Annotated in this window: 23 protein-coding genes and 1 pseudogene; 2 read left to right on the forward strand and 22 right to left on the reverse strand. The window is 23.2% G+C overall.

The window, feature by feature from the left end; translation table 4 throughout:
• Positions 1 to 20: 20 nt before the first annotated feature.
• The 19 genes from ACI2WZ_RS03415 to ACI2WZ_RS03505 form a co-directional block, all read right to left on the reverse strand.
• The gene (locus tag ACI2WZ_RS03415; RefSeq protein ID WP_500244635.1) at positions 21 to 488 is read right to left on the reverse strand and encodes a hypothetical protein; all 468 of its coding nucleotides are present in this window, start codon (positions 486 to 488) and stop codon (positions 21 to 23) included.
• Positions 489 to 524: 36 nt separating this feature from the next.
• The gene (locus ACI2WZ_RS03420) at positions 525 to 767 is read right to left on the reverse strand and encodes a hypothetical protein (protein ID WP_500221985.1); all 243 of its coding nucleotides are present in this window, start codon (positions 765 to 767) and stop codon (positions 525 to 527) included.
• Entirely contained in the window at positions 757 to 1395 is a 639-nt protein-coding gene (locus ACI2WZ_RS03425) for a hypothetical protein (protein WP_500244636.1), read from the reverse strand. Before ACI2WZ_RS03425 ends, ACI2WZ_RS03420 begins: the two co-directional genes overlap by 11 nt.
• On the reverse strand, positions 1385 to 4072 hold the full coding sequence (locus ACI2WZ_RS03430) for an Mbov_0397 family ICE element conjugal transfer ATPase (RefSeq protein WP_500244637.1): 2688 nt from the start codon (positions 4070 to 4072) through the stop codon (positions 1385 to 1387). Before ACI2WZ_RS03430 ends, ACI2WZ_RS03425 begins: the two co-directional genes overlap by 11 nt.
• Before the next feature lie 163 nt (positions 4073 to 4235).
• Positions 4236 to 5207 (reverse strand): hypothetical protein, encoded by a 972-nt coding sequence (locus ACI2WZ_RS03435; RefSeq protein WP_500244638.1) that lies wholly within the window; start codon positions 5205 to 5207, stop codon positions 4236 to 4238.
• 48 nt (positions 5208 to 5255) lie between these two features.
• Entirely contained in the window at positions 5256 to 7706 is a 2451-nt protein-coding gene (locus ACI2WZ_RS03440) for a type IV secretory system conjugative DNA transfer family protein (protein ID WP_500244639.1), read from the reverse strand.
• A gap of 221 nt (positions 7707 to 7927) precedes the next feature.
• Positions 7928 to 9529, reverse strand: a complete 1602-nt coding sequence (mobL, locus tag ACI2WZ_RS03445; RefSeq protein ID WP_500244640.1) for a relaxase MobL — start codon at positions 9527 to 9529, stop codon at positions 7928 to 7930.
• A 140-nt stretch (positions 9530 to 9669) separates the two neighbouring features.
• Complete coding sequence (locus ACI2WZ_RS03450) at positions 9670 to 10791, reverse strand: hypothetical protein (RefSeq protein ID WP_500244641.1); 1122 nt, start codon at positions 10789 to 10791, stop codon at positions 9670 to 9672.
• Positions 10792 to 10889: 98 nt separating this feature from the next.
• Positions 10890 to 12836: a type IA DNA topoisomerase gene (locus ACI2WZ_RS03455; RefSeq protein ID WP_500244642.1), complete on the reverse strand. Its 1947-nt coding sequence runs from the start codon at positions 12834 to 12836 to the stop codon at positions 10890 to 10892.
• A 146-nt stretch (positions 12837 to 12982) separates the two neighbouring features.
• A complete protein-coding gene (locus ACI2WZ_RS03460) occupies positions 12983 to 13375 on the reverse strand; it encodes a hypothetical protein (RefSeq protein ID WP_500244643.1) in 393 nt (130 codons plus the stop codon).
• A gap of 287 nt (positions 13376 to 13662) precedes the next feature.
• Positions 13663 to 13911, reverse strand: a complete 249-nt coding sequence (locus tag ACI2WZ_RS03465) for a hypothetical protein (RefSeq protein WP_500222001.1) — start codon at positions 13909 to 13911, stop codon at positions 13663 to 13665.
• Position 13912: 1 nt separating this feature from the next.
• Complete coding sequence (locus ACI2WZ_RS03470) at positions 13913 to 14683, reverse strand: ParB/RepB/Spo0J family partition protein (RefSeq protein ID WP_500244644.1); 771 nt, start codon at positions 14681 to 14683, stop codon at positions 13913 to 13915.
• A 4-nt stretch (positions 14684 to 14687) separates the two neighbouring features.
• The gene (locus ACI2WZ_RS03475) at positions 14688 to 15098 is read right to left on the reverse strand and encodes a hypothetical protein (RefSeq protein ID WP_500244645.1); all 411 of its coding nucleotides are present in this window, start codon (positions 15096 to 15098) and stop codon (positions 14688 to 14690) included.
• Positions 15099 to 15142: 44 nt separating this feature from the next.
• Entirely contained in the window at positions 15143 to 15796 is a 654-nt protein-coding gene (locus ACI2WZ_RS03480) for a hypothetical protein (protein ID WP_500244646.1), read from the reverse strand.
• Positions 15780 to 16202: a hypothetical protein gene (locus ACI2WZ_RS03485; RefSeq protein WP_500244647.1), complete on the reverse strand. Its 423-nt coding sequence runs from the start codon at positions 16200 to 16202 to the stop codon at positions 15780 to 15782. Before ACI2WZ_RS03485 ends, ACI2WZ_RS03480 begins: the two co-directional genes overlap by 17 nt.
• A complete protein-coding gene (locus ACI2WZ_RS03490) occupies positions 16168 to 16686 on the reverse strand; it encodes a hypothetical protein (RefSeq protein WP_500244648.1) in 519 nt (172 codons plus the stop codon). The genes ACI2WZ_RS03485 and ACI2WZ_RS03490 overlap by 35 nt, the downstream gene beginning before the upstream one ends.
• Positions 16667 to 17410, reverse strand: coding sequence for a ThiF family adenylyltransferase (locus ACI2WZ_RS03495; protein ID WP_500244649.1), 744 nt, complete (start codon positions 17408 to 17410; stop codon positions 16667 to 16669). Before ACI2WZ_RS03495 ends, ACI2WZ_RS03490 begins: the two co-directional genes overlap by 20 nt.
• A gap of 17 nt (positions 17411 to 17427) precedes the next feature.
• Positions 17428 to 18057, reverse strand: a complete 630-nt coding sequence (locus ACI2WZ_RS03500) for an AAA family ATPase (protein WP_500244650.1) — start codon at positions 18055 to 18057, stop codon at positions 17428 to 17430.
• Positions 18050 to 18409 (reverse strand): hypothetical protein, encoded by a 360-nt coding sequence (locus ACI2WZ_RS03505; protein WP_500244651.1) that lies wholly within the window; start codon positions 18407 to 18409, stop codon positions 18050 to 18052. Before ACI2WZ_RS03505 ends, ACI2WZ_RS03500 begins: the two co-directional genes overlap by 8 nt.
• Positions 18410 to 18938: 529 nt before the next feature.
• On the opposite strand from ACI2WZ_RS03505, the gene ACI2WZ_RS03510 reads away from it, so the two are divergent.
• Complete coding sequence (locus ACI2WZ_RS03510) at positions 18939 to 19073, forward strand: hypothetical protein (protein WP_500244652.1); 135 nt, start codon at positions 18939 to 18941, stop codon at positions 19071 to 19073.
• Between the two features lie 257 nt (positions 19074 to 19330).
• Positions 19331 to 20664: pseudogene (locus tag ACI2WZ_RS03515) on the forward strand (glutamine synthetase family protein).
• 56 nt (positions 20665 to 20720) lie between these two features.
• Here ACI2WZ_RS03515 and ACI2WZ_RS03520 read toward each other — a convergent pair.
• The 3 genes from ACI2WZ_RS03520 to dcm are packed head-to-tail and all read right to left on the reverse strand — an operon-like array spanning position 20721 to position 25153.
• Entirely contained in the window at positions 20721 to 21392 is a 672-nt protein-coding gene (locus ACI2WZ_RS03520) for a hypothetical protein (RefSeq protein ID WP_500244653.1), read from the reverse strand.
• Positions 21370 to 23838: a DUF262 domain-containing protein gene (locus ACI2WZ_RS03525; RefSeq protein ID WP_500244654.1), complete on the reverse strand. Its 2469-nt coding sequence runs from the start codon at positions 23836 to 23838 to the stop codon at positions 21370 to 21372. Before ACI2WZ_RS03525 ends, ACI2WZ_RS03520 begins: the two co-directional genes overlap by 23 nt.
• Positions 23831 to 25153 carry a DNA (cytosine-5-)-methyltransferase gene (dcm, locus tag ACI2WZ_RS03530; protein WP_500244655.1) on the reverse strand — a complete coding sequence of 441 codons (1323 nt, stop codon included), beginning with the start codon at positions 25151 to 25153 and terminating at the stop codon, positions 23831 to 23833. Before dcm ends, ACI2WZ_RS03525 begins: the two co-directional genes overlap by 8 nt.
• Between the last annotated feature and the right edge of the window lie 82 nt (positions 25154 to 25235).

The raw sequence follows: 25235 nt of genomic DNA on the forward strand, positions 1-25235 counted from the left end.
TACTTCCTTTCTATAAATTTCTATTTAGGTTTAAATTCTAACAATTTTTTTAAGGAGTTATCATTTACTCCATATATTCCTTTTCCTGCACCATCAAAGTTTATGTAATTTGCTTTTAAAAAGAAATTGTTATATTGACCATTAAATTTATCTAAATTAATTTTATTTTTTTTGAAAATATCTATTCAATTAGTATTATGTTGTGTTCTTTCTTTGGTTTCTCTATTGATTTTATAAAAAAACTTATTTTTAGAAGAGAATCTATATTCATACTTATCATCTGTAAAAAACTCAAACACATAATAAACCGAATCATTAATTAAATAAACCACATCACCCATTAAATAATCATTTTCATTTGCTGTATTATAAAAGAATTTATTAGTTTCTTCATTTGCTTTAAAAACAATTTTTACATTTTCAAATCCAAAATGCTCTTCTAAGATTTTGTTTACATCATTAGATCATGTTTCTTTTATTTTATTCATTTTTTTCCTCCTAATTTATGAATAATTATGAATATTTTAACTTAATTTATTAGATTTTAATCAATTTTTAAGTTCAATATATTGTTTACAATCAACTACAATTTTTAAAACTTTTACATTTTCTTTATCATCAAAATCAGTGCTAAATGCTAATACTTGTAATTTATTGCTATCTAAATCGGACTTGAAAGGTTCTAATGTCTCAAGTGTTTCATCTGATATAAGCTCTATAGCATAAAATTTTTCATCATATAAATCTGTTAAATCTTTAATTGTCATTTTTATTCCTTCTTTCTTTAGTTATTTTTTTACTTAACTGTAAATTATGTTTTTTCAATTTATTATCAATATCTTTATTTATTAGTTCAATAGTTTTATTTAAGTCATCTTCTAATTCTTTTTGTAACACAATGCTTTCTTTTCCAATTGATGCAAAATCTTTAATTATTTCAGTTTTTTGTAAATAAGCGAATTCTGAATCTAAATTATTTTTTTGTTTTCTAACTCAAGGAGCATCACTCAATTGTTGTTTGTGTGGGTCAGTAAAAGCGTTATCCTTAATAATTCCAGATTCGAATAATTGACTTAATAAATAATTACTTTTTAATTCATCTATCTTTAAAAACTTTATTATATTCAAAGTAATCAAATCTTGTCTTGCAAAAACTCTTTTTAAAATATGATTTATATTTTTCTCAAATAGTTTTTGAAATTTTTCCTCCAAAAAATCAGTTTTATTCTCTAACAAATCATAATTTATCGAGTTTATAAGTAAGTTTTCAAGTGTTTTATTTTTACTTATATCTAATTCACTAGACTGATATTTGCCTTCTCATTCAGAGAAAATATCAAGATTTTTTTTATTGGTTATTCTAATATTAATTTGTTTTTGCTTGTTATTGGACATCTATAATCACCTCATTATTAAATGCTTTAAATTGTTCTGGAGTTACTTTTATAGAAATTGTGTGTCTATCAAATCCAGTTACCATTAATAATCCTTCTCCTTGTTTCGCATAAGATATGAAATTTAATTCTTCATTACTTAATCCATCGCCATAATTACTATATAATTCAGCAATATCTTGAATATTCTTTGAAGATAAATTCATCAATAAGGAATATTGTACATTATTTAACATTGCCATAGTTTTCTTTTTAACATCTTCACTCCCTAGAAAGTCATCTGGATTTTGTGTAACTAATGTCATTGCACCACGTCTTTTCCTAATTCTTTTAACCATTTGAAAAATAAAATTTAAAGCAATCGGCTTATCTTTATCAACCAATAAATGGGCTTCATCAATCAAAACAAATGTTTCTTTATTTGTTTTTAAATAATTTGTATTTATTTCATTTCCAATAAACGCAGTTACTAAATAAAGCTGAGCTTGAATAATGTTTTGCTGCCCTTTTTCAAATAAAGTGTTAATATCGAAAACTATAAAAGGATTATCGCTTTTTACCAATGTTGAATGTCCATTATATAAATTGGTATATTGCCCATAATTTTCAAATTCTGATTTTAACAAACTTAATAAATTTTCTTGCACATCATTATTTTCTTTAATAATTTTGGTTTTACTAATAAATTTAATCAAGTCGCTTAATATCGGGTATTCAGTACTTTTCATATTAACTATATCTGCATAATCTCCTAATCAAGATTCGTATAATTCAGCACAACTAGAGCTGAAAGCCCTAACTATATTTTTATCTAAATCACTAAATAAAATTTCAAATCAACCGGTTAAAAAGGCAACATGATTGGAAATTACTGTTTTATTATTTGGTTTTATTTCATCATCTAAAGTAGTAAAAATTTGTAACGGATTGATTCTACCAAAAGTTGCATTTCCTACATCAACTCAATTTCCATTATGATAATTACATAAATTTCTATACTCTCTTTCTGGATCTACGACTATTAATTTTCTTCCCACAGATGCATGATAATTCAATAAAAGTTTTGCTAATGTAGTTTTACCACTTCCACTTGTTCCCATAATTACCATATTGTGATTTTTTCGATCTTTTGTTAATTTATATTGGTCTAAAATTACTGGATTTCCTAGCATATTTTCTCCAATTCTAAATCCGTTAGAATCATTTAATTCACTTGTTAAATATGGGAAACCTTCTGCTAACGTAATTGAAGGTACTTCTCTTGAAAATGCAATACTCAAAGGGTCAGTTGGTTTCAATATAACTGATGATAATCCCTCAAATTGTCTATAATTTAAATTATCTAAAATAAATCCAGAATCTTTTAGTGTGTTGCTCAAATTTCTTGTTTTATTTTCTAAGTTTTTTTTATCAACTCCATAATTTATGAAAAAAATATTCATTGATTTGATTGTTTCATCACCATAACCAATAGAATCAGCTACTTCATTATAAATTTCTAATTCTAATTGCATTTCTCTAGCACCAATTAACTCTTTTTTTGATAATGTATACATATTACTTTGTAAATTTAATATAGTTGATTGAAGTTTTTTTACCACTTTTTGTTTATTTAAAATTCCGATGTTTATAACAACACTTGAATCACTTGTCATTAATGGCAACATTCAACAACGTTCAGGAAACTTTGGAAATTCTCTTATTGTGCTGATATTATATTCCAATTCTCCTGAGCTAAAAGAATCTTTTTTAAAAAAACAGTTATCAAACTTCATAATTTCTTTTAAGTTATTTTTATTTTTATAAATTAATTCGTCACTAAATTCTTCTTCGCTAGGATCTAATAAATATTTAATTGCATTTATAATTTCATAGCCATTTAATGAGTTAACGTTTAATCCTGCATTTTGGCCTTTTTGAACAACGCCATTTATGATTTCTTTACATTGTTTGTATTCATCACAGTATAAAAATAAATAATATTTATGTTGAAAATTATCTTTTCCTAATTCTCCATTATCTTCAAAAAGTTGTAAACTATCTTTTAATTGTTTAATTCGAGAATTAATTTGTTTTTCATTTAGTTTCATATCCTTTAATTCATTTATTTTTGTATTTAGATACTTTGTACCCTTAATTTTATTAAAGTTTTTTTCTAATTTTACTAACGAACAATTAACCTCAATACTTGATCAAAAAAATTTTAAAATGTTTATTTTTTTTAATTGTTCATCATAACTCATATTTAAAAGGTTATATCCCTCTAATTCAACAGCACAAACAAAAAAATTTTTGTTTTCGAATAACTTATCGGTTTTAATAACTCCTAGTTCATCAATATTTCCCATTAATTCTTTGTATGGTATTAGTAAACTCGTAGGATAATTTTTACTATCATGATTATATTTTTTATTTGATGATTTATATTTAAAAAATAAATAAATAACATAATAAATTCTCATGCCACTTCTACCACTAGGTAATAAAAAAATTGTTAGAAATCCAAAAATAAAAATTGCGGTTATAATTTGTCCTATGACTCCAATTATGGTTAAAGGTATTGTTATTATAGTAGCAATTATAATAAAAGAAACACAACTGAGAAAATCAATAATTGTAATATTGCCTATAATTTTTAATTTTTGTGTTCCTAATTTTTTGGGAATTATAGCACTCATTTATATTATTTCCTTTCTATTTTCCCCGGGGAAAATTGGTAAATAAAAAACTAGCAGTTGCTAGTAACAAAATATTAATTTAAACAAAAAAATAGAGTCCTAGCGCTGCTAGTGCTCTATTTACCTTAATTTAAGTATAACATAAATATATTTTTAATATTATTTAACTAAAGAAATTAGATAATATATTATTTAAATCTTCAAACATTTCTTTAGATAATTTCATAATATCTATTGTTTCTTCATTCAAGAAAAAATTTTTTGTTTTAGAATATTCTAATTCAATATCTTCTTTACTTTTATTTCTCTCAGCTACTTTTGCCAAAAAAATATCATTAATTAAATATTTATTTTTATTTTTGTTAAGTAAAAAATCAATTTGTCAATATGAATAAACTACTTCTTTATTTTCATTTTCATAAACTATACAAGGATGAGCTATTATATTTCTTAATTTAGTTAAAGTTTCATAATTTTCAATAAATCTATTTTTATTATTTTCCTCTAAATAATTAATAATTTTTTTTCCTAAATTATTAATTATTTCACTATTTTTTGAATTTAATTTATATATATTTTTCTCTTCTTTAATAGAAATATTATAAAATTTTTCTCCCATATTTATAATATTTATCATAGCAATAATATTTTCTAAAATTGAAAATAAATATATTATTAAACTCTGTTTTAAAGTTAATAAATTATCATATTCTTTATCTATATTAGTATTTATAATAAAAAACTTATATAATACTTTAAGATTCATCAAAAAATTTAATATTGAGTTTTTAAAAACAAATTGTTTTGAAACTAGTCATCTAATTTTTGATTCACTAAAATTAATATCATTTAAAAAATTAATAGGTAAATTATTACTATGTGCTTTAAGTTTTAATAATAATTTTTCTTCAAATAAATCAGTAAAAAATAATAATAAATTACTACTATATATAAAAATACTTTGAAAATAATTATAAAAGTTTACAATACTTAAATTTGTTTTTTGTTCAATATTATTTTTTTTATATAAAATATTTTTTTTAGAATTAAAATATATATCATATTTTATAAATTCAACTTGATTATTTTCTAAAATTTCCGGTAATATAATAAACTTTGGTATATTTTTTCCCATTTTTTTTCCTTTAATTAAATAATATCAAAAAAAACACCACAAAAGGTGTTAAATTTGTTTTATTAAAGCCTTTAATTCTTTTTGAAGTCTTTTTATTTCTTCTTTTTCTTCACTTGATAATAAATCTTCTGATTTAGATTGTAATATGTACAAATCATTTCTTATATTTCGTTCTTTAGTCTTTAAATCCAATAATTTATCAATATCTTGATTACTTGTGTCTTCTAAAATTGAAAATATATCTTCTCTAGTAGTATTTTTTTCCTTTTTAAAAGCTTCATTTAAATTTACATCATCGGTTAATATTTCTTCATTAATAACCTTAGATTTTATATCTAAATTGAACAAATTTATAAAGTAGTCTTTCTCAAAATTAATGGACCTATTTAAATTTATATCTTTATCTTTAACTTCTATATTAAAAAATTCTTTAATTTTGTAAAAATATTCATATGTTACTATATTTGGGTTTGCTTCTTGATAAATTACAATAGCATATTTATTATTTTGAGTTTTATCGGGAGGAAATATTAATCTAATATCTGTTGGTTCAATCAAAGGTTTTTTTTGTAAATGATAAGAAAATGTTTTTTTACCGTTTTTGTCAATATTTGGACTACTATTTTTTACCTCTACAGTAGTATCACCACACATTTTTGAGATTTGCTCGTGAGTTTTTGTTGATGCTGACTTTAAATAAACAGTAAGTAAACAGTTAGCCATTATTGTACTTGCAGTATCAGTTCCATATTTTGAACTTAATTGTTCAAAAGACTGCAATACTAAATTAAAAAACATTCTTCTTCCTCTAGATACTGTTAATATGGTTGCAAAATTTGTAATTGCTGGGAAATTACCGAACTCATCTAGATAAAAAATTACATCCCTTTCTAATTGCTCTTTACCATATTTAATTAAATTTTGTCCTGCTTTGAAAACATTCGCTTGATAAAGTTGACTAATAAACAAACTAGCTAATGGATGTTTTTGTTCTTTATCATCAGGAACAATCATAAAAATTGCCTTGGGTTTACCACTAGACACAAAATCAAATAAATTTATATTATTTTTACATAGTAAGCTTCTTAGTTCATTACCTTCGAAAAGTTGTAAACAAGTTGAAATGATTGAAAAAAAGTTACCGATTGATTGACTAGAACTTGTTAAAACCTTATTTGCAGCGATCACAGATTGATTTGTTTCTCTTCCAACACTTCATTTTTTAAAAAACTTTTGTATTTTTTCTTTGTCTGATAAATGAGTTGTAACTGTGACAATATTAAATTGATTTTCTGTAATAGAGTTTATATTTTCTTCAATCATTTCCATCATAGCAAATATAAAACCTTTAAATAGTCCTTGAGCACCATCATATCATTGTTTGTTTTTTGAATCTTCACCAGGATTCAATAAAATTGAGGCTAAATTGTTAATTTCTTCATAAGCTAAATTTTTTAATTTGTTTACTTCTCCTGAAATTAATTCTTTAGCAAGTATTTCATCATAAGTTCAATAACTATCGATTTCATATACTAATAAATCTTTTCAAACTACAGATAATTCATATTTTTCTGGATTTGGTTCAATATTATTATCAATTTTCATATTTGCAAATATTTCTTCTTTACAAATAACACAATTTTTAACTTTATGAACCTTGCATTTTACTTTTTTAATATAATCTTCAAATAATACTTTCGAGTAAAATGTATTTTGAAGAACAAAATCCTTTATATAATTGATTCCACGAACTAAAAATTTATAAGCATTTGATAAAGGGTTTCAACTTTGAGAATACATAGGGTCTCTCAAATTCAAAACCAAAATTTCATAATCGTTTTCTTCTAATATTGATGCTAAATTTGCATGTAGCTCTCCTTTTGGGTCTGAAAATACCATACATGGTTTTTTGTCAAACTCTAGTTGACAATTAACAAAGGCAGAAACATAAATTATTCTTTCGGTTTTACCACTTCCAGTAGAACCAATTGTAATAGTGTGAACAGCTTTTTTAACTTCTATCCCTCAAACGTTAAGATTTTTATTTTTAATATCAATTTCACTTCTTGTGATAAAACTTGGATTAACAAAATTTTTATTATAAACATTTTCAAATTTCAATAATTGTTGATTTTTAGTTATTGGATATTCATACTCATTTACATCTCAACTTGCTTTACCAAACGCTTTTTCTTTCGCTTCATTTACTAAATTTTTAGAAGTTTGCTTACCTTTTAAATGAGCAAATAAAATGATAAATATAATATGAATCAAAATCAAAAATAAAATAATATAAATGAGTGTCTTTTTTTCCTCCCTAAAATTAAAGTGTTTAATTTTTTCAATTGTAAATAAAAAATTAAACTTAGTTTTAATTAAAGTTAAAATAAATAAGATAGCAATAGTTAATAAAGAAATAGTAAAAATTGAAATTATAGATAATGAAATTAAAATGAATTTTCTATAACTATTTATTCATTTAAAACTTTTTTTACGCATAAACTAAAATGTAGGTAGTTATAACCGTAATCAAAAATAAAAGTAAAAAAGTTAACCATAGTATTAACGCTTTTCTTTTAATTTTTTTATAATTTATTTTAAAATCATTATTATCCACTTTATCTTTATTGTTATTTTTAAAATTATATAGTAGGTATATATATTTATAAAAATAAAAAATTGAAATTACAAAAAACAATGCATATAAACATGACAATATTTTAATAGTCAATTCCATTGTAAGACCTTCTTTCTTTAATTAACTTATCTCTAATTTTATTTTCTTCTTTTAAAATATTCATTGCTGATTGTTTCGCTTTTCTTTTTTCTTTTTGAATCATCTGAAATAAGTTTCTTGGCATATATAAAATTGATGAAATATACTTTTTATTACTAATTACTCCATTAGGATTGAATAAATTGTTACCTACAAAACTTCTTTTAGATTTAAATTTCTCTTTTTTTCAATTTCAAATGATTTTTTTTAATATTTTATTACCAAATGCAGGTAGTATTCCTTGATAAAAACCTTGAGCATTTAATGACTTGATATGTTCGTTTTTGTACTTTAATTTTTTATATTTAATTTTTTCTATTGGATCTTTTAAATTTCAATCTTTTTCCTCTTTTAATAAGTCTTGTGTTGTTAAAATCAAACTTTTTTCTTCTATTTTTAAGTCAACATCTTCTAATTCATAACTTGAATAAATTCGACAAAAATCTTCTGCTTTTTTATCATTTTCTTCAATAAATTCATCGTATGCATTTTTTAAGTTTGGATCACTTTTAATAAAATCTAAAGTTATTTCATCTAACTTTTTCCTATCTAAATCAGTTATATATTTAGAACCATAGGTGATTTTTTTTAAAGGGATATCTTTAAAACTTCCAAAATGTAACTTTAGTTTTTGTTTTAATTGATTAGAAAATAAATCAATTTTGTCAATCAAGTTAATTTTACTTTTATTAATATCAACATAAATTTGTTTTGCATCATTTCAAGAAGTTGTATTTGACTTAGAAAAACTATCTCATGATATTTCAAATTTTTTTCTTAAATTATGTTGACTTTCTAAGAAATTAATACTTTCTTTTTGTTGATTCCTAATGTTTATATCTAGCCCTGCTCTAAAATCAATTTTTGAATATAATTTTCCGTTTTGTTTTCATATCCTTTTCCTTTTTGGTTTTCCATACTTATTTAAAACCTTATTTTTATTACTATCTAAAACATATTCATAACTAGTAGGTTCTTTTTCAAAAAAACCTAGGTGAATATGGTTATTATCTGTGTTTGTGTGCATTGAAAAGAATCAATTTACTTTTTCATAATCCATGCCGTTGTCACCAAAAAAACCCTTAAGCTCAACGTTTAACGCTTTTTGTACTTTTTCTGGTGTATAAAGATTATTTTCTTTAATAAATTCTTCAGAAAAAGAAACTATAGTATCTCAAAAAACTTGTTTATCATCTAATTTTTTCATATCATTTCTTAGTTCTTTAACTTCTTCTATACTCATTACTCCATTTTTTGAATATATTCCGGTACTCTTAAAATTTTTGTTTATTTCTTCAAGCATTTTATTATATTTCTTTTTATCTTCTCTTGAACCGGTTCTTAAAGTATTTAATAGTTTTACTTGTTCATCATCTATATTTAAATTAAAAACAGCATCTGGTCTAGAAATATAGTTTAAATAGTCACCAGACTTGTAATAATTATCTCTAGCCTTTTTACTTTTATTTCTTATTTCTTTGGTAACTGAATCAATTGGTTGATTAAATTTCAATATTTTAAAAATAACTCATGGAGTTTTTTTCATATTATTCCTTTCTATTTTCCCCGGGGAAAATTGGTAAATAAAAAACTAGCAGTAGCTAGTAACAAAATATTAATTTAAACGAAAAAATAGAGTCCTAGCGCTGCTAGTGCTCTATTTACCTTAATTTAAGTATAACATATTTATATAAAATAAATTAATTCTGAAAAATCATTTTTGTTTATTTCTTTATTTAAAAAATTATTATAAAAATTTTTAATTTTTTGAAATACTTTAAATTTTTCAATATTATCTTTATCTTCAATAAAAAATAATAAGCATATTTTAAAATTATTATTAATTAATCACTCTAAAAATAAGTTTACCTCTTTATCTGAATCGCCAAAGGAATATCCAAACAGATATATAGTGTTATCCGATTCATTAGATAACATAATTCTTATTTTAATATCATTAATTATTTTTTTGGGATAATTCTGAATAAATAAATTTGGATTTTGATTTTTACTTAAAAAGCATAATTCTGAATCCTCAATATTTTCATTTCCCAAAATAAGTAATTGATAATACTTTTCAACTTTTATTGATCTAGTATTAATACTTTTAAAGTATTTTACTTTTCCTAAATACTTTAATCTTTTTTCTTCATTATCAACAGAATTTAAATCTATTAGACCATCAAAAGTCATTCAATCTCCTAAATTTATATAATTAAATGGATCTAATTCTTTTTTAGATTCTGTTAAATTTTTATTATAGTTTGAAAATAATATTCCTGGAATTATGTAATGAAGAAAGTAAACCTTAGTTGGCAATTTAATTTTATTATTAGGAATAAAATTTAAAAAATTTGTGTAATTTAATGAAACAATATAATCTTCTTCATTAATAAAAGAGCAAAATCTTTTTAGTTTACTTTCTATAACATCATAATTTCTTTTAATTTTTTTAGTAATTTCCTTAATATAAAATTCCTGCATTACAAAAGAAAAAACTAAATATCCATTTTTATTTTTCATAAAAAAGTTTTCTTTACTGCTTTTATAAAAAATATTATAATTTAATTTAAATTCTTTAAATTCCTTTTCCTTAATTTTTGTAAAAAAATAATAAATATTTTTTTCTAATAAATTTCATTCCAATTCATTATTTAAATCATTACTTTTATTTTCTTTACTTCAAAAATTTTCATAATTTTTTATAAAAAATCATAATTGTTCATTTTGTGTTTTAGTTAAATTATCATTGTGTTTTTTCAATCAATTAATAAAATCTGCAACGTTTGTTTTTTTACCTAATGCCAAATCAAAACCATTTCCTAATAAAAAAAATTCATTTCAGACCTCCTTATAAAAAAATTTTAATAATTTAATAATACTAAAAAAAACACCTTTAAAGGTGTTTAAAATTCTGCATTTTTACAACTTGGATAGTTTGAACAACCCATAAATTTCTTAGTTTTTTTGGTTTTTTTATCTGTATAACTTCTTTCAACCATATAACCTTTTTTACAAACTTTACATGATTTATTATTTGAGTAATCTGGTTGATTAAACTCAATAAAATCACAATTTGGATAGTTTGAACAACCTTTAAACTTTGTTCCTTTTTTGCTAACTCTCTCTAGAATATAGCCTATTTGGCATTTTGAGCACTTTAAACCATCAAAATTATAGTTAGTAGATAAATTATCTAATTTTAAATAAAAGTCTCTCAAGTATTGCTTATGATCAACTATTTTGTTATTAGCTATTAAATCTAAATCTTTTTCCATGTCTTTAGTAAAATCTAAATTTATAATACTTTTAAAGTTTTCTTCTAAAAAGTCATTAACTTTTAAACCTAATTCATTAACTATCATTGATTCAGCTTTTGATTTTTCTAATTCAACATAACCTCTTAAAACATTTACCTCTATTGCTGTTTTATAAGTACTAGGTCGACCAATTTCTAACTTTTGTAATTGTTCAATTAAACTAACTTCATTTAGTTTACTAGGAGCTTTATCATAATCTTCAATAATTTCTAGATTATTTACATTCAATTCATCATCTTTAAAGTAATTAAATTCAATATTTTTAGGTAATTCTAAACTTTTATCAATTTCATAATATCCTTTAACTATATATTGCTTTAAATTTGTATAAAAAATACTTCCATTATTTTCTAAAAAAACTTCTTTTTTAATACCGCTAGGTTTTTGGTAAATCGAATTTATAGTATTTTGTCATATTAATCAATATAAATTCTTTTCTTTATCGTTTATTTGCTCACTACAGTGTTTATCAATATCTTCAACAAGTCATTCAAAATGAGTTGGTGTAATTGCAGGATGTCCTTCTTGATCTGTTTCTTTAGTTTGGGTTTTAATTAGTTTACCTAATTTATCTTGGCCAAAGTAATTAATAATAAATTTAACTAACTTCTGTTCAGTTTCATGATCTAAATTATTAGAATCAGTTCTAATATAAGTAATTAAACCTTTCTCATATAAACTTTGAGCTAATTTGGTAGTTTCTTTAGTTTTTAACTTTAATTTAGATTTAGCAGCTTTTAATAAATCTGCAGTTGAAAATGGTTTAAAGTTATTTTCTTCAAATTCGCTCTCTTTTATATCTCTTATGATAAAACTACTAGTTAAACTATTTTTTAACTCTAAAATTTTTTGTTTATCATAAATTTTATTAATTACTAATTTGTTATTTTCATTATAAACGTAGTTTTTAAATATAATGTCTCTAACGGTTTCATCTTGTATATAAAAGTATTGTTTTTTATCAAAAGCTTCAATTTCTTTTTGTCTATTACACAATATTTTTAGCACTGCACTTTGTACTCTTCCTGCACTTGCAGCTCCAATAGTTTTTTGCAAAATTGGAGAAATTCTAAACCCAACCATTCTATCAAGTATTTGTCTTGTAATAGCAGAGTTTACATAACTTTGGTTTATTTCATTTAAGTTATTTAATTCTTTTTGAATACATTCTTTTGTAATAGCATTTAATCTCATTCTTTTAAAATTATTATTATATTTTTTTAATATTTCAAATAAATGAAAAGCAATTGCCTCTCCTTCTCTATCAGGGTCTGTTGCAATAATTATTTCTTGAACATTTTTAGCTTGTTCAATTAACTCATTTACAACTTGCTTTTTGTCATTTGAAATTTTATAAATTGGATTCATCTGTTTTAAATCAATTCCCATATTAAAGTCATTTTCATTTGAAAACTCTCTAACATGTCCAATTGAAGCTTTAACAATATAATTGTTATTTTTGTCAATTTCTTTTAAAAATTGACTTACTTTTTTAATTTTACCTGGTGATTCTAGGATTACTAATTTTCTCAATTTCAATACCTCTTTTCTTCTATTTTCCCCTGGGAAAATAGGTAAATAAAAAACTAGCAGTAACTAGTAACATATTAATTTAAACAAAAAAATAGAGTCCTAGCGCTGCTAGTGCTCTATTTACTACTATTATAATAACATGGATCTTACATTTCAAAATCAAGTGTATTATTTTTTTCTTGTTTTCTTGAGACTTCTTTTATTTTAGCTATATTAATCGTGTTCCTTAATTCTTTTAATTCTTTTTCATTAAGTTCCCTAAATTTGTTTATTTTTCTAATAATATATTTTTCTTTAACTTTTACATTATAATAGTTTCTTGCTCTTATAAACGTTCCGTCACTTCTTTGATATTCTCAATTTGTATTTTCATTATCTTTAGAAGATAACATTTGTACAAAATATTGATTATTATTGTGAGTTATATTGATTTTATAAATAAAACCAAATCTAGTTTCTTGACCTTTGCCGGTCTTCTTCTTGTCATTTTTTATAGGGCTATATAATACCACCCATTCACCAATTTTATATTTAGACAATTTCATCACCTTTCTTGTTTATAAAAAAAAGCACACAATGTGCTTTTCATCTTGTTTAAAGGGAACACCCTACCTATTATAAATAGGCCTAAACTCTCCTTAATTTAGGATGATTTAAGTTTATCATAAATAGTTAAAATTACAATCTTTTTATACTTTTTTAATAGAAATTCTACTCTAAAATCAATATAATTCAATATTTTTGCATTTAAACATTATTAAGTTAATTATGGTATGAATTTATTTTTATCATATCTTTTTCTTTTCTCATCTTGAATTTTTTTTATTTATATTGAAAATATTTGATTCAAAGCATTTAAAACATCATTGTAATTGTATTTGTCCATTAATGTAGAAAGTATTCAATATCTATTTCTGCTCAAAGTAGTTTTATTAATTCATTTATCTTTATTATCAATAATTTTCTTTTGTTGCCTAATTATTTTTAATGCATGATGAATTTCTTCATAATTATGATATTTTGAAATGTTTAAAAGTCATAAATAGTGCTCTTTATTTAAAAGTTTATAAGCCATTTTATTTACCCTCAATCAAATTTAAAATATTCTCTAATTCACCATAAGTTTTATATTTTATACTTAATTTTGATTTATCAATAACTACTTCTGCCTTTAAAATTTCACTAAATTTTTTTTCTAGATTTATAATTTCATCACTTCTAGAATTATCTTTTACTGTTAAATGTTTTTTTTCTAAATTATTTTTAGATATATTTTTTTCAACAACTTCTTTAACTAAAACTTTTTTTTCATCATTATTTAGAGTTTTATCTGTTGCTATTAATGCAGCTTTAGAAATTTCTAACTCTCCATTTTCAATATAGTTTTTAATTTCATTATCTAATTCGCTTAAATTAAGACCTGATAATGCTTTTGATATTCAACTAATAGATTTACCAATATTTTTACTAATATCATTTAAACTTAAACCTAATTCTTTCAACTCTTTAATTGAAACTGCTAAATCGTAAGTTGTCATTTCTTCTCTTTGAATATTTTCTATAATTGATGCTTGTCTAAAATCTTTTTCAGTTGCATTTCCTACTAAAACAAGACATTCAATAGTTTGATTCTTTAATAACTTAAATGCTTCTAATCTTCTTTGCCCTGCAATAAGTTTTATCTCATTCTTATCATTCACATTTACAATTATAGGTTGTAACAAACCAACTTTTTTTATGGAGTTTGCTAATTCTTCGATTTTTTCCTTATTTAAGTTTTTCCTTGGTTGAAACGGATTGGGAAGGATTCGTTCAATTTCAATTTTTTCAATTTTATTTATTGCCATTTATTTATCCTTTCTTTGGAGATTCTATTACATAATAAAATATGTTATCCTCTTTATCGTATTTTAACTCACCATTTTTATACTCTCATTTATTAATAATTCCATTTGGATTAATAACTTTCTTATGAATAAAATTTTGATCAATTACAGCATCTTCTTTAATAGATATATGTATTTGAAATTCTTCACCGTCTATTCTTAAAATAGAACCTTTTGGAATATCTATAATTTCATCTATTTCAATCTCTTCCACTTTTTCATTTTCTTTAGAAGCTTTTGTTTTTTTAACCACTTCCTCCATTTCACTTTCATTAGAATTATTGGTATCGATTTTTTGTTTGATTTTTTTACCAGTTTTGAATTTAAAAGCTGGTCATGTTACTTTTGTTTCTTTATTTTCACTAAATATTGACATATTTCATTTCCTTTCTATTTTCCCTGGGGAAAATTTTTAATTTTTTATAAAAAAAGTATTTTTTCATCGATTTTTTTATATTGTTTTAAACCTTCTAATCCTTTTAAAAAATGCATTGGTTTTGTAAATTGTTCATTTATCTCATTTCATTCATGACTAAATTTTGTAGAAAATATATAATTCATAAGATTATCTAACTCTTTTAACTCTTTTATTTTTTTAAAAGTATTTAAGTTTCCTAAACACAAAGATCCATCATCATAGAAATGAGGTAAACACATCGAGAAAAATTTAGTTTTTGCTTTTAATTCTCCGGTAAAAGCAAATAACCTAATATTTCAATTGTTAAAATCATTTTTTTTATTTAATCTAACTTCTGCGATCAATTGTGGTAAAAATATTGTTTTGTGAACATATTTACCTTTGCTATAAACAAGAATATCTCTAATGGAAGGTTCATAATAAAAGTAGTATAAGTCATAATATTCATTCGATTTTATAGTAATTAGTTTTTCAGAAAAACTAATTCTTCCAATTTTATCTACATTATTTTTTGTATTAATAAATAATCAATTTAAAAATTCATTAAATTTAATTCATCCAGATTTATTAACTCCACTCTTATTTTCTAATTCTACTTTGCAATAACCTCTATCGTTTTTTTTAAATTCCAACTTAAGTTTAGAAAAGGATTTCATAGTCATCAACCCTTTCAAAAATAATTTCTGTACAAGTTATCTCCTTTTCGGGCAAAGTTGAAATTCTTGTTTCTTTTTCAACTTGTTTCTTTAGTTGAATAAAACTATAGAATTCTTTTAAATTAAGTGTCAAAAAACTTGAATTTTGATCAAGTATTTCTTTAATTTTAATGACTCAATTCAAATCTAATTCATTTCACTCACAGATTTGTACTCTAAGTTTTTCATATAAATATCATGTTTTAGATATTTTTTTAATTGAATATATAAGCTTTAATATGTTAAAGTTATTTTCGTTTTTTTGAACAAACTCATTGTATTTACTTTTATCAGAACTTTTTTTCTCTTTAACAGGATTATTTTCTAAAAGTTTAATTTCTTTTATTTCTTTTAAATTTAGATTCATCTATAAGCTCCTTAATTTGTTTTCGTTTTTCTTCTAGTTCTTTTAAAAACAAAATATCTTGATTTTTATTTTTGTCAATTATTGGTAATATTTCAAAAAATAGTTCATTTTCTAAACTTAGGATTTTTATATTTTTTGAACTTTTAAAGTTTTCTAATAAATATTCTTTTTGGTATTTTGGAATTTTAGTTAAGTACTTTGTTATTACAAATACTCTATTTTTAGTATTTTTAAAAATAAAGTTAGGTTCTGATGCATTTTGGTTTATATTAAGTAAAATTGTTTCATATAAATCAAATTTATCATAGTTAGAAATAAGTACTTCATTATAAACTACAATATTGTTTATTAACTTATCTCTTTGTCATGCTAATAAATAAATTTTGTTTATAATATTTTTTTTCAAAAAATATAGTCTATCAATATTACATTCTTTAATAATTTTTAAATTACTAAAGAATATACTAATTTGGTGTATGTCCATTTTTATTATTTCCTTTAATTTTTTCTAATTTAGAGTTGAACTCTCAAAACTTAATATGATATTTCTCTTTTATAAAGATATCAATATTTGATAAAACTTTTAAAATTAAATTACTAGCTTGATCGTTTGTTGCAAATTGTTGAACAACGCCATCATTTATTAACTCTTCGCAACTCTCTTCTGTAACTTTTAATTCAGTATCTTTTTCAATTTTCAAATTGTAAATATTACTTCTAAATTCGTTAACAATAATGTCACCATTTACATCTTCATTTGCTGAATCTATATAAACTATATCTGAATTTTTTGAATAACCAAATCAACTAAAATCTTTTTCTGTCAGTCAGGTTTTAAACATGTTTGTAGATTTTTCAATAAATATTCTAGTTTTATGGTTATCGACACAACTTATTATTATTACTTTATTAAAAGAATTATTAAAAGATTTAATTATTTTAAATAAAGAATTCTCTTTATTTAAAAATTTATTAATAGAATAACAATTTTTAAATCTACTTATACTATTTATTTTTTTAGCTAAACTTTCAGCTTTATAATTATAAACATCATGATTTTGAAAAGGTTGGCGAATCACATTTTTATACTCTACCTTATCTCCATCAATTAAAATTAAATTATCATTATTTCTCAAAAACTTGGCTAGTTTTCCAGCAAGAAGTCCTCCAGTTCCTCCAACTCCAATTAAAAATATTATTTTACTCATTTTTTTTGTAAGGACAATTACAAATCCACATACTCAAATGTTTTATTTTCAATTTTGTTGGAGTGCCTTTTGTCAACGCCTTCAAATTCTATAGTTAAATTTATTATTCCTTGTATTCTTGAAAATAATCTTTCAATTGTCATCGAATCATTAATTACTTTCGAATATTTATTTTTAAGCTGTTCAATACTATAATTTGAAGTAATAATTGTAGTCGTATTTTTTTCTTGTTTTTTAATAAACTCAAATCTTGATTCAAATAAATTTAATATATAAGGTAATGTAGAATTGTGTGTAAATTCGCTTCCAAAATCGTCAATCAATAATATATTAGCGGAAGTATCAATTTTTGTTGCTGTAGAAAATTCAAGTTCTTTTATCCATGATTTTTGAATATCTCTTATTCAATCATTTGAGTTAAAAAACATTAATTTATATTTAGGAATTTTATATCCTTGTATTTCAACTTTTTCATTTAATAATTTTTGACAAATTTTTTTTAAAAAAGTGGTTTTACCAACCCCCGGTTTTCCGTATATAAAAATGCCAGTATTTTTAAATTTATTATTTTTTAAATTTTTATTGATTAAATAATCAAGTTTTTCATACTCAAGATCATGGTCTATATTCAATTTAGTTTTAATCATATAATTTTTCTCCAATAAAATTACTTACAAAATCACGATATTTTTGAGAATTTTTGTCATTTAATTCTTCAAAGAATTGAGCTAATGTTTCTCCCGAAACTTGATTAACTTGTTTTTCGGATAAAGAGTATATTATTTCTTGATAATAATGAATTTCATTTGTTTTATAATTTCGAAGATTTATTTCAATACCAAATCAGTTTTTGTATTTACTTGATAAATAATAATTTTTATAAATTCAAATTAATCCATTTGTATTTCAAGGACTCTGAATTGCAAAAGCTGTTTTATTAATATTTCATCCTTTAAATCAATGGTTTAGCAACCATATTTTTTTATTTTTAACCCCCATAGATGTCCTTTCTATTTTCCCCGGGGAAAATTTTTTATTTTCTTTTTTTATAATCGTTTGATTATAATCAAAGATTATTAATTATTTAATGTTAATTTATAAGTTTTAATTTATTTGATATATTTTTAAATGATTTTTTATAAATAATTCTTGAGTATAATCTGTGATTATAATCGTTCATTTTTTCAAAATTTTCATTTAAGCAATACAAAAAATTAAATTGCATATATTTTTATTTAGCAATTGTTGATTTATTTTAAGTTAGTCATGACTTTTTTTTTTTTTTTTTAGTAAGATAGCGCACAGCATATTTAATTTATGTTTGTTTTAGTATTTGCATATTTGCTCGTTCAATCACCTTATTTCTTTTTTAATCAAAATAAAAACTGCTTTTACAGCAGTTTTAAATATTTACTTGATCTATTTCTTACCCCCTTATTTTTTCCCTCGCCCGTGTATAAGGCTACTTATAATAAATTACTATAAAGTTTTTTAAGTTAATAAATTTATTTTTATATCCATCAATGCGATGTTTTTTCTTCTTATTGATTATCACATACAAGAAAAGTTAGATAAAACTGCTAAACGAGAAAAGTTAACTTCTTTAAATAATAATCATTTAACAACTAAATTATGATTTCATATAAAGCAAACTAATAAATAATCTTTTATTTATTAAAGTATTTTAAAATATATAATATAAATAAAACTGATTGTCTTTTAAAAAATAGTTTTAGTTCTTAAAAATAGAATTAAACATAAAAAATATTAAGTTTTTTTATTGAGCTAACAAAAATAGTTTTAAAAAAACTATTTTTGTTTTATTTATAATTGAAAGTGTTTTTTCCAAGAATGTTAATATTCTAGCAAATAAATAATAAATTATTTTTTTCTATATAATATTTTATATGGAGAAAAAAAATGACAAAAGAATTATTAAAAAAAATTATTATCTCAGAGAATATTAAATATATAAAATTACAATTTACTGATATGTTGGGGTTTCTTAAAAGTATTGAAATTCCTGCTGAGAAAATTGATAAAGCATTAGACAATGAAATAATATTTGATGGATCTTCGATAACAGGATTTTCTAAAATAAATGATGCAGATATGTATCTTTATCCCGATTTGAATACTTGATTAATTTTGGAGATGGAATCTAAAAAAGAATATAAAGTAGGAAGACTATTATGTGATGTTTACACTTCAAATAAAACACATTTTGAAAGTGATCCAAGAAGTATTTTAAAAAATTGCATACAAAAAATGAGAGATTTAAAAATAGGAAATATTTTAATGTGGGTTTAGAACCAGAGTTTTTTTTATTCAAACTTGACGAAAATAATACTCCAATTTTAGAACATACAGATGATAGCGGGTATTTTGGTACGCCTTCAATTGATACATCTTCTTTAGTCAGAAGAGAAATAATGTACGAACTACAAAAGTTAGGATTTAATATGGAAGTCTCTCACCATGAAGTTTCAAGATCTCAACACGAAGTTAATTTTGAATATTCAAATGCCTTGGAAACATGTGATAAATTACAAACTTTCAAAGTACTTGTAAAAGCTGTTGCAAAAAAATATAATATGCATGCAAATTTTATGCCTAAGCCTCTAAAAGGTATGAATGGTAATGGGATGCACGTAAATTGCTCCATTGCTGATAAAAATAATAACAATTTATTTTATGATTCATCTAAGGAAAACGGTTTAAGTGAGTTGGCTATACATTTTATAAACGGTGTATTAAAACATGCAAAAGATATATCTTTATCAACAAACTCTACAATAAATTCATTTAAACGATTGGTTCCTGGATATGAAGCTCCATGTTATATAGCATGAAGTGATTCCAATAGGTCAACAATGATAAGAATACCAGCCGCCAATGATAAAGCAAAAAGAGTTGAGGTGCGTTCGGTAGATTCAACTTCCAATCCATATCTAGCTTTAAGCGCAATACTTATGGCCGGAATAGATGGTATATTAACAAAAGAAACTACTCACCAATCAATCAAGAAAAACTTGTTTAGCCTTTCAGAAGAAGAAAGAAAAAATTTAAGTATAGAAAATTTGCCTACAGATTTAAAAGAAGCACTTAATTTTTTTATAAACTCGGACTTAATTAAAAAAGTTTTTGGAAATGATATTATTGATAAATTCATAACTATCAAAGAAAAAGAATGAAAAGATTACGTTTCAGAAATAACAGACTGGGAAATTAAAAAGTATTTTAACTACTATTAAAAAATGCTAATCATTTTATTGATTAGCATTTTTTAATATTTTGATTTAAATATTTTTTAAAATTGTTTTTTAAATAAATTTATTAAAGTTAGATATATATCATCTAAATCATAACCCAGAATACCCGCATCATTTTTTATAAGATCATAACCACAATCTTTAGCCATTTTGTAAATTTGGTCACAAGTAACTTTCTTATTTTTGTCTTTACCATAAATGATTTCTAATGTATCATAATTATCTAAATAATCAATAGCAAGTCAAGAAACAACAGTGCTATAAAAAAGCTCTTTACCTTTTTTTGATAATTTATTAAAGTTTCTATAAAGAATTTCAAATAAGTGAGTAGAATCAAACTTTGTATCAAAATTCAAAAACTCCTCATTTATAATTTTATATTCGTTTGATATTTTATCTGTTCTTTTTATTATTCGAAAAGTTTCTAGTACATCTAAGTATTGTCTAATTGCTGAAAGACTAACTATTCGCATTTTCTTATCGGTTGGTGTAATTTTAATTCCATTACATACTAGACTATATTGATTGTCTATATACTTTTCTACTTTTATGAAAGGTATGCGTTTACTTGATTCTATAGATGTAAAATTCAAATAAGTCTTATCTATAATTGTTGTTATCTTAGTTTTGACGTTTCAAAATTTATAATCCTCTTTATCTTTAAATAAGTTAAGAATTCTTTGTACTTTATTCAATTTCATAAATATCATTAACCAATATCTTAGCTAACTTTGCACTTCGATCATCTATCATTTTAAAATCAAAGTGGTCAATATCAACTAAGCTTTCGTTTTTATTTGTGAAAGGTATTTTAGCTAACCTCGAATCACTTGCAATATAATTATTAACTTTTATTTTAAAGGGAGAGTTACTTAATTCTGAATTATTTTTAGAATCCAACAACAAAAGATTACCAATTCTATTTAAAAATGCAGCGTGCTTATCTTTTAATTCTTGTCTGTTAAGGTTTTCTTTTTCGTTTAACATTTCTCACCACTCCTGATTTGGAGTTTTAGGCATGATATGTTCTACTGTAGATACTTTGAATATAACTTCTTGACAAGCTTTTGTACTTAAATTTAATCAGTAATTTTCTAATCTTTTTAAAAATATTACTTTCATGTAATTATTTTGTACATCCCTATTTTTTAATGAATCGATCGCAACTTCTTTTGAAGGCAATTTATTTTCCAACGGTATTAGTAGATGTTCATTTTCTTTAGTTATTTTTGTTTTTCCTGCAAATCATTCTTGTAAATGTTGAGGTAAATCTTGTTTGAAGTTAGAATAATTTTCAAAAAGTTTTAAATATCTTACCAATTTTATCATAACAGCGCCTTTTAATGATTGACCTGTACCTTTAACTTGCAATAACATAATAAATCATCTTTCTATTTGGAACAAACATTTTTCAAGAAGTTGCTCATTAAATAGATGTAATTTTCGTTCAGCAGAGCTTCAAGAGTTGTCAGAAAAAACATCAAATAAATAGAATAAACATATTGAGAAGTCTTTTTCGTCTATGTTGGAAAGAGTTATTCTAAACTTATAAAACTCACTTGTAATATTTTCATAATCTTTAACTAATTTTACATTTTTATAAATATAAAAATAACGACCTATCTCACTGCAAATAGAGGCGTACTTATCAAAAGTAATATTTTTTTCATTGTAAAACTTTTTAAAAGCTTTTAATAAACTTTTTTTATTTTGTTTTAGATCAATGTTTGTTGTACCTTTAAGCGCAATCTTATAAGTCAAAAAGTTGTAAAAGAAAGCCTCATATTTTTTATTTTGTTCATCTTCTTTACCTTTAAACTTGGGAACTAAGCTCAAGTTAAAATATTTGTTGTACTCATCTACAACTCTTTTTGAATTTTCCTTAAATAACTTTTGATCGACCATATTATAAATATAATTTTTCAACATATCAAAAGTATCTAAATCTTTTCCTTTCGAGTTAAGATTCTCGAATACTTCCATTTCGTTTATATCATCATCATTAAACCTTATACAAGAGACAATAAAATTATTTGCATAATAATTATATATATCCAAATTTTTTTCTATGGTATAGTTTTTAAACACACTGTAAAAATACTCATAATTTGTTATAACTTGACTTCGTGTGAGTAGCTTCAAATCATTTTTAAACTTGGATGCAATATTATATCCTGTAAGAACCTTATATAAACTGTATATATTATTTTCTGATGTAGAAGTACTATTCTCATATTTAATTTTTATTAAGGCATCTGAATGTAAATCATTTATTTTGTAATCAAATAAGTCTGTTAACTCTGTTGGAATGGATTCAGAAAAATCATCCAGTTCTTTTTGTTTATCTTTAATAACATCAAATATAGCTTTAAAAAGTATTAATGAGGTTGTTACACGTTGTTGACCATCCATTAATCTTACTTCTTTTGTAAAGTTACCAACTTGGCTAGGAAACATTCTACATGCCATTGTTCCAAAATATATTTGTTCGTTCGAATCTTTTTTATCAAATAACTGCTCAATTAACTCTTCACACTCTTCGGTAGTTCATCGGTAGTCCCGTTGATAAGTAGGTATGAAAAAACGGATCTTGTTATTTAAAACAAAATCTCCAATAGATAATTTCTCTGTCATTATTTGATTATTCTCATAATCAAAATCTTTTTTGTCTTTTAAATTCTTCGCCAGTTTGCAAGTATTATAATAAATATCATCATCACAATCCGGCAAGTTTATTTTTGTGTCTTCAAAACTATAAATAATAAAATGTAAAATTTTACGTAAAGTTAAAATGAAATTTACCTTTGAGGTAAATGATAGTTGATATTCAACATAAGATAAATCATTATGATGCACACCTTCACTTCTTATAGAGTTTAATCATTTGAAAGACGCTAAAATATTTGACGGTAAGGCATCACTTTTTTTGAGTTTATAAAATAAGTTAAAATTATTTATTAACTCTCCTAATGTTTTTTTTATTCTTTCTTCTTCATTCATCACTTGTTTTAAAAGTTTTTCTAACAACTTAGCTGAATCTACTTGTAAAGTATATTTGTCATCACTTAAAAGACTATCTTCTATAATAGATATTTTTTCATAAACTCATTTGTATTTATGATAGTCTTTCAAAAATTCAAAGTTTTTACTAATCATTTTTAGAATCTCCTCTTTTTTTAATTATTTTGTTAAAAATTGCTACTAAGACATTCACAACTATGGAATTTCCAGCCTGCCTATACAGAACTTCTTTTTTTAAAAAATCATTTTGAAAAATTTTATCTACATCAGCTTCGTGAAAACCCATAAGCAGGTACGCCTCTCTTGGTGTTATAAATCTATACCGCGCTTTTTTTCCTCCACCTAATTTTGTACTTTTCAGATCTATGTTTCCTGCATTAGGGTGCCGGTCTTGTTTAGTTGTTATTGTGCTACAATGAGTTAAATAATATTTATTATCAACTTCATAATATTTATACTTAGCTTGTTGCTCGCGAGAGTTTTTTTTTGTTTTTCTAAGTGTAAATAATAATCTATTGTCATCATACATGCGTTTTCTACTAACGGTCCTGTTTGGTATTGCTTTTAGAGCTTCATTTTTATCATTAACATTATCGTAATCAATATGTAAAAGTTCATTTAACTTACGTGAAATATTAATCTCACTTGATATATCTTTTGGTTTATTTTTTTCCGTTATGTATCCATTTTTTTTAAATGTATCATGAAAAACACCATCATCGGCATCCCTTACACTTAGAGCATAAACTCTTTCCCGAGATTGGGGGACACCATACTCTAAGGAATTTAAAACGTAAGTTTGTGTTTTATATCCAAGACTAGATAAAAACTGAAGTCATTCTTCATAATCTTTTCTATGTCTTTTAGAAATCATATTTTTTACATTTTCTAGTAATAAATATTTTGGTAGTTTTTTTATATCATCAAGTTCAATTAATAATCTTTCTATTTCTCACAATAATCCACTTCGTGTATTTGAACCCTTGGCCATACCTTGGTTAAATCCGTGGAAACTACCAGCAACACTAAGATCTTGACACGGAAAGGAATAAGTTAACATTTGAAATTCATTGATGTTCTTTATCAAATCTTCGCCTTTAATTTTTGTAATGCTTCCTTGATTTTTAGAATTAACAATAGAACTATAAAGAAGTTCTTTTACATTTCTTTGTAACCCAATAACGTTTTTTGGTGACATAGGTTTTTTAGAATCCCTTGAGTGTTCAAACTTCAGAAGAAACTCATCTAATTCATCTTCACTCAAATTCTTAGCTATATTTTTATTGTTATGATGAATTGCGTTATAACTAATGTTTGCTCAAATATCTCATTCACTAGTTCCAGCAATTTCAAATTGATAATCATCTTTTAAATATTCTTTTAAAATGGAGATGGCTTTGTGTTGTGCGCCAATTCCTGCAAATGTTTCAAATACTCTTATTTTATTCATAAAAAAAATTACTCTATCTAGAAAGAGATTGCGATCTCTTATGAGAGTAATTATAGTTTTTTTTTTTTTTTTGCAAGAGGTT

The organism is Spiroplasma endosymbiont of Megachile willughbiella (assembly GCF_964273395.1).
Taxonomy (GTDB): domain Bacteria; phylum Bacillota_I; class Bacilli_A; order Mycoplasmatales; family Mycoplasmataceae; genus Spiroplasma_A; species Spiroplasma_A apis.